The organism is Weissella cibaria KACC 11862 (assembly GCF_000193635.1).
In the GTDB taxonomy this organism is placed as follows: Bacteria; Bacillota; Bacilli; order Lactobacillales; family Lactobacillaceae; genus Weissella; species Weissella cibaria.
On the sequence record NZ_AEKT01000019.1, the window covers coordinates 1 to 13,263 of the forward strand.

The window sequence follows — 13,263 nt, forward strand, 5'->3', positions numbered from 1 at the left end:
AATGTTTTTTGATAAGTCAACAACGAGTTTTAACAACGTTTTTTATTATCAACACACCCTCGCTCGAGTGCTTAATTAATATACCGCTTTTCATAATGTTCGTCAACTGCTTTGTTTTCGAAAATTTTTCCGAGCATTTACTGCACCTTCAGTAAATGAAAAAAGCGCTCCATGATAGCTGACTATCACGAAACGCTTTCGTTCCATCTTATTAGAATAGGGCCAATTGATTTTCATCCGGCATGCCAGCAAGCACGCCATTCTCATCTAAGTAATCCATCAACGTCTTTGACACACCACCACGCTGTGCAAGATCTTCCTTTGACAGGAATTCACGTTCAGCACGCGCAGCAATGATCCGCTTCGCAACGTTATCACCCAGACCAGGCACCGCATTAAACGGCGCAATCAACGTATCACCATCTAAGACCCACTGCTCTGAGTCAGACTTATACAAATCAACCATATTGAACTTAATGCCACGCTCAAGGGCTTCATTAGCCAATTCAAGCACAGTCAATAAATCCTTATCCTTAGCTGAAGCTTCATTTCCCATTTTTTTGATTTCTTGAATTCTTGCCTTAGTTGAATTCAAACCACGTGACATGGCAACGATATCAAAGTTGCTTGCGCGCACTGAGAAATATGCCGCGTAATACAACGTCGGGAAGTATACCTTAAAGTAGGCAATTCGCAACGCCATCAAAACGTAAGCGGCCGCGTGAGCACGCGGGAACATATACTTAATCTTCAATCCTGACTCGATATACCACTCCGGTACGCCAGCTGCACGCATTTCGGCTTGGTACTCATCTGAGATTCCCTTACCCTTACGTACCTTTTCCATAATCTGGAATGATGACTCTGGCTGTACCCCGTAGTTAATCAAGTCGGTCATGATCTTGTCACGCGTTCCGATAACCGTACCGATTGTCGCAACCCCACGTTGAATCAATTCATCCGCATTACCACGCCACACGTCAGTTCCGTGAGACAAACCAGAAATTTGTAGCAATTCAGAATAGTTCTTCGGGTGTGTTTCCTCCAACATACCACGAACAAAAGCCGTTCCAAATTCAGGCACACCCAACGTACCTGACTTCGAGAAGATCTGTTCTTCATCTACGCCAAGGGCTTCTGGTGATGAAAATAGACTCATCACCCCTGGATCATTCATCGGAATCGTTTGCGGATCAATGCCGGACATATCCTGTAAGGCACGAATCATTGTGGGATCATCGTGACCCAGGATATCCATCTTCAGGATATTATCGTGAATTGAGTGGAAATCGAAGTGGGTCGTCCGCCAAGTGGCTGACAGATCATCGGCCGGGAACTGAATTGGTGTGAAATCAAAAATTTCCATATCGTCCGGCACAATCAAGATACCAGCCGGGTGCTGACCGGTAGTCCGCTTAACCCCAGTAGCGCCCAAAGCCAACCGTTCAATTTCTGCACCTCGGAAACTAACATCATGATCACGCTCATACGCCTTTACGTATCCAAACGCGGTCTTATCCGCCACCGTCGCAATCGTACCGGCACGGAATACATTGTTCTCACCAAACAAAGACTTCATATAGTTGTGAGCAAATTGCTGATAGTCACCAGAGAAGTTCAAATCAATATCCGGCACCTTGTTACCCTTGAATCCCAAGAAGGTTTCAAACGGAATGTTGTGTCCATCCCCAATCAACTTTGTCCCATCAATTGGACTCAACTTTTCAGGCAAATCATAGCCAGACTCGTACTCACGTGGATCAACGAATTCCACATAGTCACCAGCGACACTACGATAGTGCGGTGGCAAGGCATTCACTTCAGTAATCCCGATTAACAGGGCAATTAGTGAAGAGCCCACCGAACCACGAGATCCAACCAAATAACCATCTTTATTTGACTTAGCCACCAAACGTTGCGCAACCAGGTAAATAACCGAGAATCCGTTAGAAATAATTGAACGTAATTCTTGCTCAATGCGGGCTTCGACGATTTCAGGTAACGGATTTCCGTACAAACGGTAGGCGGTGTCATATGACTTCTGCCGCACTTCATCATCTGCGCCAGGCATGTTAGGTGGATAATTTCCACCCTTAATCGCCTCAACATCGTCAATCATGTCAGCCACAACGTGTGTATTATCAATGACCAACTTTTTAGCTAGCTCCTCGCCCATCCAAGCAAAGTCATCCAACAACTCCTGTGTCGTTCGGAAGTGCATATCTGGCAATGAATAACGATTCAAGGGATTAGCCCCACCTTGTGAGCTAATCAAAATCTTACGGTAAATGGCATCCTCGGGATTGAGATAGTGTACATCCCCCGTCACAACCACCGGCTTACCCAATTCATCACCGATTTGTACTGCTTGCATCATTAGCTCACGCAGGCGGGCTTCATCTTGAATAAGTTCAGCTTCCAAAGCCGGTACATAGTTAGCTGATGGTTGAATTTCAATGTAATCGTAATACGTCGCCTTTTCCTTGGCTGCCGCATACCCCTTCTGCATCAAGGCTTCCCAGAATTCACCAGTGTTATCCCCAGTACCCAGCAACAAACCTTCCCGGTATTTATTCAATAGTGAACGTGGCACACGTGGCACACGCTGCAGATACTTGGTATTTGATTCTGAAATCATCTTATAAAGGTTCTTCACCCCAGTTTGCGTCTGAACTAACACAATCGCATGATTTGGTCGACCGTGACGCCAAGCATCATTGTCCATCATGTGGTCATTCAATTGATCCGCATACTCAATGCCATACTCTTCACGCGCTTGCTCCAAGAAAACGCGGTTCAAATGACCCGTTGTTTCCGAGTCAAAGATGGCACGGTGGTGTTGTTCCAAAACAATGCCAAAGTGCTTAGCCAACGTATTCAAACGATATGACCGCATGTTTGGGTACAAGAATCGCGCCAAAATCAACGTATCAATGACTGGGTTTGTAATTGGTGCTAATTGATGACGGGCATACCCTTCTTGCATGAAGCCCATATCAAATGTCACATTGTGTCCAACCAAAACTGCGTCGCCGTAGAATTCACGGAATTCTTCAAAGACTTGTTTTTCGGGTTTTGAACCGCGCACCATGTCATCTGTAATCGACGTCAAATCTACTGTTGTTTGACTCAATGGGAACCCAGGGTCGATAAACTCTGAGAACTCTGCAATCACATTCCCTTTAACCATTTTGACGGCTGATAATTCAATCACCTTGTCATAAACTGCTGACAAACCAGTCGTCTCCACGTCAAAGACCACAAATTCAGCTTCATCAAGTTTCGTGTGATCAGGGTTAAAGATGATTGGCTCACCATCTTCAACCAAATTCACCTCAACCCCATAAATCATTTTGATGTCATTCTTAGCAGCTGAAGACGCCGCTTCTGGGAATCCTTGCGCACCAGCTGTATCAGTAACAGCGATTGCATCCATGCCCCACTTAGCTGCTTGCTTCACGTAATCGCCAATCCCATTTGTGGCATCCATCGTCGACATCACAGAATGCGTATGCAATTCAATTCGCTTTTGTTCACCTTCATACGGATCGAGACGTGGCGCATGCTTGATAATTTCCATATCATACGCCGTCATCGTCAAATCACGCACAAAGTCATCTTGTTGAATTGGACCACGGGCACGAATCCATGTGCCAGGCTTCATATCAGCAAAGAACGCTTCATCATTTTCATCGCGTGAGAACTTCTTCAAGATAAACGAACTCGTGTAGTCGGTCACCTTCATCGTTAGCAATTGACGCTCAGACTTCAACACGCGGACTTCCACATCAAAAACATATCCTTCGACAATTACAGAACGTTCTTCAGTCTCAATATCGCCCATCTTGGTGATTTCTGCATCTGCGGCAATTTTACGACCCAATGCACCTGGATTATTACCACCACCGCCACCATTACGTGGGGCTGATTGGCGTTGCTTTGCCGCCTGCTCAATTTGAACCTTCGCCATCTCGGCTAACTGTTGATCTTGCGCAGCGCGTTGTGCCATAACCTGAGCATGTGATTCGGCTGCCAACTGTTCATCAACCAAAATGTTGAACGGTAGTTGATAACCAACCCCCAACTTTTTATAGGTTCCTTCAATAATTGGTAACCCTGTTTGCCGCGCATAGTTGGCCCAAACAGCGGTATCGAACGTTAAGTCTAATTGGTTACCAGCGATTTGTGGCAACACATGTGCAAACGCCTGCCGGAAAGCGCCCGGTTCGTTTTGATGCTGTTGCAGTACCCATGTCCAATAATCCACAATTTGTTGTGCCGTTGGTTGTTCAGTTAAATGCAGCTGATAAGTTGTTTGCGCAATATTGGCAAACGCCGTCTGCATCCGGGCAACCAAAGCAGCCATCTCCTGCACTGGAGGTAACTGAGGCATCTCAAAATGGAATTGCCAGATTTTCGATTGCTTGTGCACAGCAAGCTTGGTTAGCGCAGTTTCCTGCAAACTTGCTGGGACTTCCTCATATTGCAATTGCTGCAACAATGTTTGGAATTGTTCTTGTGCGGTCAACGCCATGGATAGGTACTCCCTTCTCTCATTTTCACAGTCTGCAACTATTATACCCTCTTCTGATTACAGGACGATAACTAAAACAAAAAGACCGCTAGTGAACAACACTAACGGTCTTTTCGGATCGCGGTAAATGGGCTTTTACCGCGTTCTATTCTGATGACATGTCTCGCACATCATCGATTTTTAAGGAGTAGGTTGCAGGTTGGTTAAACCTGCGGGTTATGAGTAGTTTTTATGGGCTGTTGACTGGATATCTCTGTATCCCTTATCAACAGTCATAATCATAACGACCCAAACTTAAAATAAGAATAAAGTCGCCTTCAGTTTAAAAATGGGTAAACGCTAAAACAGTCAAGACGGCAATGATGCCCCATAAGAACTTACGCATCGTCATCTCCCCTTTCACTTATCATTCATACAATAAGTATCCCAGAAAAATGTGCCCATTTTATGAAAGCGATTTCGCGCTAACTTTTTCTTAATAAAAAAGCCGAGGTAATTCCCCGACTTTCACGACAGCTAAGATTAAGCTTGTGCATCCACTTCAGGTTGCAACAAGATTTGTAGCGTTGACACCAATTCTTCAGTGCGGACTTCAATCGCCTCATCAGCCTTACGCAACTTCACTTCAACGATCCCTTCGCCGGCCTTCTTACCAATCGTGACACGAACTGGCAAGCCAATCAAATCTGAATCATTGAACTTAACACCAGCACGTTCGTTACGGTCATCAACCAATACTTCGTAACCAGCTTCAACCAGCTTATCGTTCAACTCATCCGTCAAAGCACGTTGTGTTTCATCTGAATACTTCATTGGTACCAAGTGCACGTCCCATGGTGCAACAGACGTTGGCCAAGCCAAACCGTTTTCATCCGCATTTTGCTCAGCAATTGCAGCCAACAAACGTGACACACCGATACCATATGATCCCATAATGACATCTGCTTGGCGACCATTAGCATCCAAAACTTGGGCACCCATTGACTTTGAGTAACGTGTGCCCAACTTAAAGATGTGGCCAATTTCAATACCCTTTGTAAACTTCAAGTGACCCTTACCGTCAATAGCCAAGTCACCTTCACGGGCCGTACGTACATCTGCCACTTCATCAATGCGGAAATCACGGTCAACATTTGCGTTCAAGTAGTGGAAGCCAGATTCGTTTCCACCGACCGTCACGTTAACCATGTCAGTTACCCATTCGTCAGCGATGATCTTGACATCCTCACCAACACCGACTGGGCCTAATGAACCGAATGGTGCACCCAAAATTGATTGGGCTTCTTCTTCCGTTGCCATACGCAATTCATCAGCGTGCAAGTAGTTTTGGACTTTAACTTCGTTCACTTCGAAGTCACCACGAACCAAAATCATCACTGGTTCACCATCAGCGTACATAAACAACGTCTTGACCAATTGATCAGGCGTCGTTTGCAAATAGTCAGCCAACTCATCGATTGTCTTGACTTCAGGCGTTGCAATCTTTTCCAAATCAGCCATTTGTGCGTGTGACTTGTTTGGCGTGTACAAATCCTTCGCCATTTCCAAGTTAGCTGCGTAATCTGATTCATCTGAATAAGCAATGATATCTTCACCGGCTTCGGCAGGTGCTGAGAATTCCTTTGAGTCAGAACCGCCCATTGCCCCAGCATCACCCACGATAACACGGTAATCCAAGCCAATTCGGTCAAAGATATTGATGTATGCTGATTCCATGTTCTTGTATGACTCGTCCAAACCATCTTGATCCACAGAGAATGAGTATGCATCCTTCATGATAAACTCACGACCACGCAAGACACCAAAACGTGGTCGGTTTTCATCACGGAACTTAGTTTGGATTTGGTAAACCGTCAACGGCAAACGCTTGTATGACTTGATGTCATCACGGATCAACGTTGTCATCGTTTCTTCGTGTGTCGGTCCCAAAATCATGTCGCGGTCATGACGATTCTTCAACTTAAACAAGTTTGGACCGTATGTCTCATAACGACCTGATTCTTGCCACATTTCAGCTGGCAAAAGCATTGGTGCTGACATTTCAATCGCATCAATCTTTTCCATCTCTTCACGAATAATGGCGTTGATCTTGTTCAACACACGTTGTGCCAATGGCAAGTATGCGTAGACACCAGCAGAAACTGGACGCATGTAACCAGCACGCAACATCATTTGGTGCGAGATAACTTCTGCATCAGCAGGCGTTTCGCGCAACGTTGGAATAAATACCTTTGACTGTTTCATTGGATAATAACCTCATCCCTATTCTTAGCGCACAAAGCGCACTTTAAAAATTCTTATATTATAGTAACACATATCATCGGGCCCGCGGTTTACAATTCGGGGTCATTTCAGCTGATATATAAAAAGGACCAGCCAATTTGGCCGATCCTATTAATTCATTAGTGTTCACTTGAAGAAATATCGAATAATGTCGTTTCCGGTAACGGCAATCATCAATACGAACAAGAACGCAACACCCGCTAACGTAACAGCCGTTTCAACCCGTTCTGGTAGCGGACGTCGCACAACCGCTTCGACCGCATTCAAGAGCAACTTACCACCGTCCAATCCTGGAATTGGTAGTAGATTCATCATGCCCAAATTAACTGAGAGCAATGCTGTAAATGACACAATTGCCAAGAAACCATACGAGCTTACTTGCTCAGTATTCTTATAAATAGCGACTGGGCCGCCTAACTTATTCAGCGAGAAACCTTGAATCAAATTCTGAATCGCACGGAATATCTGCGTCATGGCTTGGCCGGTCGCACGGAAGGCATATTGGACACGCGGTACAAAGGCCTTAGTCGTTGTCGGCGTCACCCCAATCTGTCCGACCAGCATGCCACCATTTTTAACGGCTTTCGGCGTCAGCGTTGTCGTCTTCGATTGGCCGTTTCGCTCATACGTGACCGTAGTCTGCTCTTTTGGCAAAGCTTGAATCGTCGTTTGCATTTTCTGCCATGACGACATTTTCACGCCATTGATTTTTTCAATCGTATCGCCTTTTTTCAAACCAGCCGTCGCTGCCGGTGAGTTCTGCGCAACATCTTGCAACGTTGTCGTTGTCACTCCCGGCATAGCGAAAGCCAAGCCCATGAACAAGACGACCGTTAGAATAAAGTTATTCATCGGTCCGGCAAAGTTAATTAGGGCGCGTTGCCAAAGTTTGGCCGATTCAAAGTGCGTATCACGTGGGGCAACCAACACTTCAGTACCATCAGCTTCGATGACCGACGCTTCATGATCAACCGGCAGTTTAACCAACGTTTGATCATCGTCTGCCCAGTAACCTTCCACAAACATATCGTCAACCAAATCAACCCGATTAACGGTTAACGCACGACCACCAACCAATTCAGTCTGATCAGACAAGTTTAAGCGGGTTACCACCCCATCTTGCTGCACGACCACAATTGTCATCCCCGGCCGAATTGTTTCTTCTTCAGCCTCAGCACGACCAGCCATCCGCACATAACCCCCGACTGGCAACACACGAATCGTGTACGTCGTCCCGTTACGCCGGGTTTGAAACAGCTTAGGGCCCATGCCGATTGCAAATTCACGGACACGGACACCTGCCTTTTTGGCAAAATAGAAATGTCCAAATTCATGCACAATCACTAAAATACCAAAGACAATAATAAAAGTAATAATCGTTGTCATAATTTCTCCAGCGTTCCCTTTTCAATAGGCCCTAGTATACAACAAAACCCTGGCCGATACGTTAAAATCGCCCAGGGTTTTACTATTTTCTATTAGTTTAGCAAGCCAAACAAGAACATCAATGGCAAAACAATCAACATTGAATCAAAGCGATCCAAAATACCACCGTGGCCTGGCAATACCGTACCAGAATCTTTCACCTTGTAGAAACGCTTCAAGCCAGACTCAATCAAATCACCAAATTGTCCTGCAACTGACAAAATGATGGCAATAACGACCATCACTGGCCAGCTATATGCTTGTGGGAAGAAGACTAGGTAAACGGCTGCTGCAATGACAGCTACAACTGTCCCGCCGATTGAACCTTCCCACGTCTTATTAGGTGAGATGGTGGTCAGCTTGTGCTTACCAAGCTTGCGACCAATCATGTAAGCACCTGAATCCGTAATCCAAACAATTAGGAAGGCGAACATCAAGGTGTCCAACCCGGCATTGCGGGCAGCGACCATCATGCTGAAGCCCATGCCGACATACATCATCGTCAAAGTAAAGACGCCGGCATCCTCAAAGCTGAACTTATTCTTGGCAATCACCGTGTGTAACAACATTAACAAAATAAAGATGTACAACAACGATGTCCGGTGCAAGGCGATTGGTGCATGGATATTATCCCATAGCGTCGCTGGTAGCGTCATTACTAATGCACCCAGCATCGTCAATATTGCACCAAAGTCAACCAACAACGTCTTACGCATCAAGACGACTTCACTCGCTGCAATCACTGCCAACAATGAGGCCGCAGCTTGAATCCACAAGCCCCCGGCAATCAAAATCGGCACAAAGATAATCAGAGCCACAACGGCTGTGATAACACGTGTCTTCATTATTCCACTCCTACTTCTTATCGCTTTGATTTTCAGCAATGCCACCAAACCGTCGATCACGAGCTTGATACATTGCTAATGCCTTTTCAAAGACCGCTGGGGTTACCTCAGGCCAATGTTCGTCAATAAAGACAAATTCGGCATACGCCAGTTGCCAAAGCAAAAAGTTCGACAACCGCATTTCACCACTCGTTCGAATCAAGACATCCGGGTCAGCGAATTCACCCAATGGCGCCGTCATCAGCGCAGCATCAATCGTTGCATCGTTAATTTCTTCCGGTTGTAATTCGCCCGCAGCGACCTGCGCAGCAATCTGTTGCACGCCAGTCACGATTTCGGCACGACCACCATAGTTTAAAGCAAAATTTAGCACCATGCCGGTGTTATTTGCCGTCTGGGCAATGGCGTCATTAACCGCACGTTGCGTGTCCGCTGGTAATTGGTCAATGTATCCCATTACGTTTACACGCACATTTTTTTCGATAAGTTCTGGGACAAACGTGTCAAAAAACTTACCGGGTAGCTTCATCAAAAAGCCAACTTCCGTCTCAGGTCGCTTCCAATTCTCTGTTGAAAAAGCGTAGAGCGTCAATACCTTAACACCCAAATCACTGGCTGCCTTGGTAATATCTTTCACTACTTCCATCCCGCGTTGGTGACCAGCCACACGTGGTAAATTCTGTCGCTTGGCCCAGCGACCATTACCGTCCATAATAACTGCAACGTGGTTTGGGATTCGCGTCTTATCTAATTGTGGCAATTGATCCGTTACGACCGTTTTTTGCTTTTTGAAAAACACGATGCTTCCTCCGCCTCTATAAATGTAAAATACGTGACTGGCTTAAAGTCACGTATGTCAATCCGTCTTATTATAGCAGTTTGTCACATAGCGTGTACGGTAAAATTCCCTGCTTTAACTATTACTTATCAAAAACAGTCTCATCATCGTAAGCACCCGCTAGTAACGCTTCGATAGTGTCTAACACACCATTATGATTGTTATCGTTAACGGCAAGATTTTGCACGCGGACCTTCATGAAGTCTTCTGCATTCGGCATCACAAATGGATACTTCACATAACGCAACATCTCCAAATCGTTACCGTTATCACCAAAAGCAGCCATCTCTTCAGGCTTAATATCCCACTTAGCGGCCAATTGTTCCAAACCAGTTCGCTTATTTACGCCAGGCGCCAAAATATCAACCGAGCCGAAACCAGATCCGGTTGTGTGAAGCTCTTCGCCAAAGACCTCGCGCAATTGTTGCACGTGCTCATGAACATCAACCGAAGGATCCCACACTAATGAGAAACGGAAGATATTGTCGTCAACATCCATAAACTTTTCAACTTGGTGGACAGTTGGGTAGAACGTCTTGACCGCCGCAATCATTTCTGGCGTCGCGTGGTTTGACACATAGGCGCCATCATTACCTGACAGGATAATCAAATTATCCATATTAGCATGTGTCTCACTATTCCATTGCATCACGCGTGCAATCTGGTCGCGAGACAATGACGATTCGGCCAAAACCTCATTATTGTGCGTAATCAAAGCCCCGTTATCCGAAACATACGTAATGCGGTCGGGGTTGACCGGCTCAAAGTATGATCGTAATTGCTTGTATTGATTCCCACTCGCTGCAACAAATCGGATGCCCTTCTCATCTAATTGATCAAGCAAATCTTCCATCCGGGCATAGTCGAATGTGCGGTCATCCCGCAACAATGTCCCATCCATATCTGTTGCAATTAACTTAATTGTCATCGTTCCCATTTCTCCTTTGCTTTGAAAATAATGAGCTTACTCAATACGTAATTAGAGACCACCACGAATACGTTTTGAATAATATTCCATAACATATCGTTTTGGTGGAGCAGACTCGTTCCGAACCACAAAATCGCCATACCGATTAATCCAGTTGCGATTCGCGCAACATAAAACTTAACGGCCTCATTTAGCAATTCACGGAAACCGTGTGCCTGACTATCAAAGACCCACACACGATTTGTTAAATAGGCAAACAGCACCGTGAAGAACCAGGCAATGACGTATGCCACCATAATTGGCATCTGGGTTAAGCGCAACCCACCATACAAAATGATATTAAATACCGTGGTTAAGCCACCGAAAAACAAGTATAAAATTTGGGCGCGATACTTAGTAAAAATTGTCATGACTGACTTCATCAGTAAACTCTCAACTCTCTAGGACATAATTTCGTCACATTTTTATCTTTAAAGCATTATAACAAACTGCCCCGTAATCCGGTTAGTTTGCTACAATTATGTAGTTAGATTTTACAAATTGCCTTAACTCAGCTTGAGTTGGCAGAATAAATATCAGTGAAAGGAGTTCTCATGGCGAACGATTATCAAAATAGTCTTGCCCGTCTTAATCAATTGGCAGACAATCCCACGTCAGCGTCATTCACCAGCTTGGATAATGTTCATCCCCAAACCCGAACAACCCAGCGTAGACAAGACAACCGCCCGCAATGGCAGCAAATTCAATGGGTCTCAATTTTGATTGCAGTCCTATCGCAACTTGCAATTTGGTGGATTTACCCAGCAATCTACTCAAAAAATTTAGCAGGTGGCCAATGGCAACACAATCCACTACTGATGACCTATAGTGTCATCTTGGCCCTGGCCATCTTTTTAACTTTTAACCGTGGGTTCTCACGTTGGTTAAACTTTGGCGTTATTTTAATTCCAATGGTGTTCCTGTACTTTCTCTATCAGCAGGTCACTATGCAGCAGATTATTTTGTTAGCGCTGCTGCCACTTGCATTGCTCCTCATTAATCTCAAATGGTTAAACCTACAAAACATCTTAGGCTTGGTGCTATACTCTGGCATCGCCACCCTTGCCTTGCCGGTTGTGATTTTCTATCAGCAAAACACCTTCCTGACAGCGCCTTTCATTTGGAGCTTGTTACCATTGTTATTTAGCTATTTGTTCTACATGAGCAGTATTTTTGTGACCACTGGACGCGACAAACGGGCGACTTCATTAGCCTTTGGCATCATTTTATTGTTAGATGTGTTGACCTTGCCTTGGAATCCGTGGACGTTGTTAGCCATTATGATCATCGTCTTTACCTGGATGGTGTTAATCAATCTTAATCTCAAGGCTAAGTACCGGATGGGCGTCTTTTCATTGCTCCAAGCAATTACCGTCCTGGTTATCTTCTTGCAACAGAAATAACGCTTAATACTATTAAAAGCCGCAAATCACCCGATTCAATCGAGGATTTGCGGCTTTTAAACTATGTACTGAATGGTTGCATGTTTCATATAATGCCATTCATCTCATACGCCGTTAGTCTGCATCTTCCTGTTCACTCATTGCAAAAAGTGGCTTTTTTAGCCGGTAGACAACCACTGCCAACAAATTTCCGGCCAACAACATCCCAAACAAGAATTGGTACGGATGGTCTTTAACAAAATTGACTGGCATCATCGCAGTTGCCTCAGTACGCCCGGCGTTCACATCCCGGGCCCAACGACGCTCGCTTAACTCTGGTGTTTCCACCGCCCCGACAATCACGGGCTCATCATGTTCATTTTCTGACACTGACACATCCGTCACCTGGGTAGGCTTTGTTTGCCCATCCGGAACTGACACAATTGGTTCGGCATGGTCCGTTTCCGTCCCAGCCAAATTCGACAACGTCTCTTTGATAGATTGTATAACATTTGTAACAATGCTCTGATTATCATCAGTAGTCACATCCCGAGCCGCCACCAGCGTACTGGTCATCAACGATTTCTGCGATAAAATCGTGCTGGCCTGAATGGTCCCGCCATTGACTGCTACCCCTATATACACCGTCATCAATAACGTTGCGATCAGAGATGCCGTCCTTATTTTTTTCATCACTTCATACTCTCCTCTGTAACAACGAACAATGTCCAGTCGTAATCATTGCCTCCCAGTTACTGCAGAAAGTTACATGTTTTACGCTGTTCATTCACGATAAAAATATTGTACCGATGATTTTCTTCTAATTTAGGGCATTTGTTTGCGTTTTGTATGTCCGAACTATCGGATTTTTCGCTTTTTCCATCTGTTTTCCATGCCTATTTCGTGAATGTCCGACGGGTGGGATTTTTTCACAAGCGAGCGCCAGTATTTTGTACAATCAATATGCATATTACATATATAAAAACGCA

9 protein-coding genes are annotated in these 13,263 nt (G+C 45.0%); 1 reads left to right on the forward strand and 8 read right to left on the reverse strand.

The window, feature by feature from the left end; genetic code table 11:
• Positions 1 to 211: 211 nt before the first annotated feature.
• From ESE_RS0103345 to ESE_RS0103375, 7 genes are all read right to left on the reverse strand, one after another.
• Positions 212 to 4,534, reverse strand: a complete 4,323-nt coding sequence (locus ESE_RS0103345; protein ID WP_010371211.1) for a PolC-type DNA polymerase III — start codon at positions 4,532 to 4,534, stop codon at positions 212 to 214.
• A gap of 522 nt (positions 4,535 to 5,056) precedes the next feature.
• Complete coding sequence (locus tag ESE_RS0103350; protein ID WP_010371214.1) at positions 5,057 to 6,778, reverse strand: proline--tRNA ligase; 1,722 nt, start codon at positions 6,776 to 6,778, stop codon at positions 5,057 to 5,059.
• Positions 6,779 to 6,943: 165 nt separating this feature from the next.
• Positions 6,944 to 8,203, reverse strand: a complete 1,260-nt coding sequence (gene rseP / locus ESE_RS0103355; RefSeq protein WP_010371217.1) for an RIP metalloprotease RseP — start codon at positions 8,201 to 8,203, stop codon at positions 6,944 to 6,946.
• Positions 8,204 to 8,295: 92 nt separating this feature from the next.
• Complete coding sequence (locus ESE_RS0103360) at positions 8,296 to 9,087, reverse strand: phosphatidate cytidylyltransferase (protein WP_010371220.1); 792 nt, start codon at positions 9,085 to 9,087, stop codon at positions 8,296 to 8,298.
• Between the two features lie 10 nt (positions 9,088 to 9,097).
• Positions 9,098 to 9,886 (reverse strand): isoprenyl transferase, encoded by a 789-nt coding sequence (locus ESE_RS0103365; protein ID WP_010371222.1) that lies wholly within the window; start codon positions 9,884 to 9,886, stop codon positions 9,098 to 9,100.
• Between the two features lie 121 nt (positions 9,887 to 10,007).
• Positions 10,008 to 10,853, reverse strand: a complete 846-nt coding sequence (locus ESE_RS0103370; RefSeq protein ID WP_010371232.1) for a Cof-type HAD-IIB family hydrolase — start codon at positions 10,851 to 10,853, stop codon at positions 10,008 to 10,010.
• The gene (locus ESE_RS0103375) at positions 10,850 to 11,275 is read right to left on the reverse strand and encodes a GtrA family protein (RefSeq protein WP_010371235.1); all 426 of its coding nucleotides are present in this window, start codon (positions 11,273 to 11,275) and stop codon (positions 10,850 to 10,852) included. Before ESE_RS0103375 ends, ESE_RS0103370 begins: the two co-directional genes overlap by 4 nt.
• Before the next feature lie 171 nt (positions 11,276 to 11,446).
• Here ESE_RS0103375 and ESE_RS0103380 point away from each other — a divergent pair, with 171 nt between their 5' ends.
• Positions 11,447 to 12,295, forward strand: a complete 849-nt coding sequence (locus tag ESE_RS0103380) for a hypothetical protein (protein WP_010371238.1) — start codon at positions 11,447 to 11,449, stop codon at positions 12,293 to 12,295.
• Between the two features lie 114 nt (positions 12,296 to 12,409).
• On the opposite strand, the gene ESE_RS0103385 is transcribed toward ESE_RS0103380, so the two are convergent.
• On the reverse strand, positions 12,410 to 12,967 hold the full coding sequence (locus ESE_RS0103385; protein WP_010371241.1) for a hypothetical protein: 558 nt from the start codon (positions 12,965 to 12,967) through the stop codon (positions 12,410 to 12,412).
• Positions 12,968 to 13,263: the final 296 nt, after the last annotated feature.

Coding starts and splice junctions, on each gene's coding strand:
- ESE_RS0103345 (WP_010371211.1), bottom strand. CDS start 4,534: ATGGCGTTGACCGCACAAGAACAATTCCAAACATTGTTGCAGCAATTG.
- ESE_RS0103350 (WP_010371214.1), bottom strand. CDS start 6,778: ATGAAACAGTCAAAGGTATTTATTCCAACGTTGCGCGAAACGCCTGCT.
- rseP (WP_010371217.1), bottom strand. CDS start 8,203: ATGACAACGATTATTACTTTTATTATTGTCTTTGGTATTTTAGTGATT.
- ESE_RS0103360 (WP_010371220.1), bottom strand. CDS start 9,087: ATGAAGACACGTGTTATCACAGCCGTTGTGGCTCTGATTATCTTTGTG.
- ESE_RS0103370 (WP_010371232.1), bottom strand. CDS start 10,853: ATGACAATTAAGTTAATTGCAACAGATATGGATGGGACATTGTTGCGG.
- ESE_RS0103375 (WP_010371235.1), bottom strand. CDS start 11,275: ATGAAGTCAGTCATGACAATTTTTACTAAGTATCGCGCCCAAATTTTA.
- ESE_RS0103380 (WP_010371238.1), top strand. CDS start 11,447: ATGGCGAACGATTATCAAAATAGTCTTGCCCGTCTTAATCAATTGGCA.
- ESE_RS0103385 (WP_010371241.1), bottom strand. CDS start 12,967: ATGAAAAAAATAAGGACGGCATCTCTGATCGCAACGTTATTGATGACG.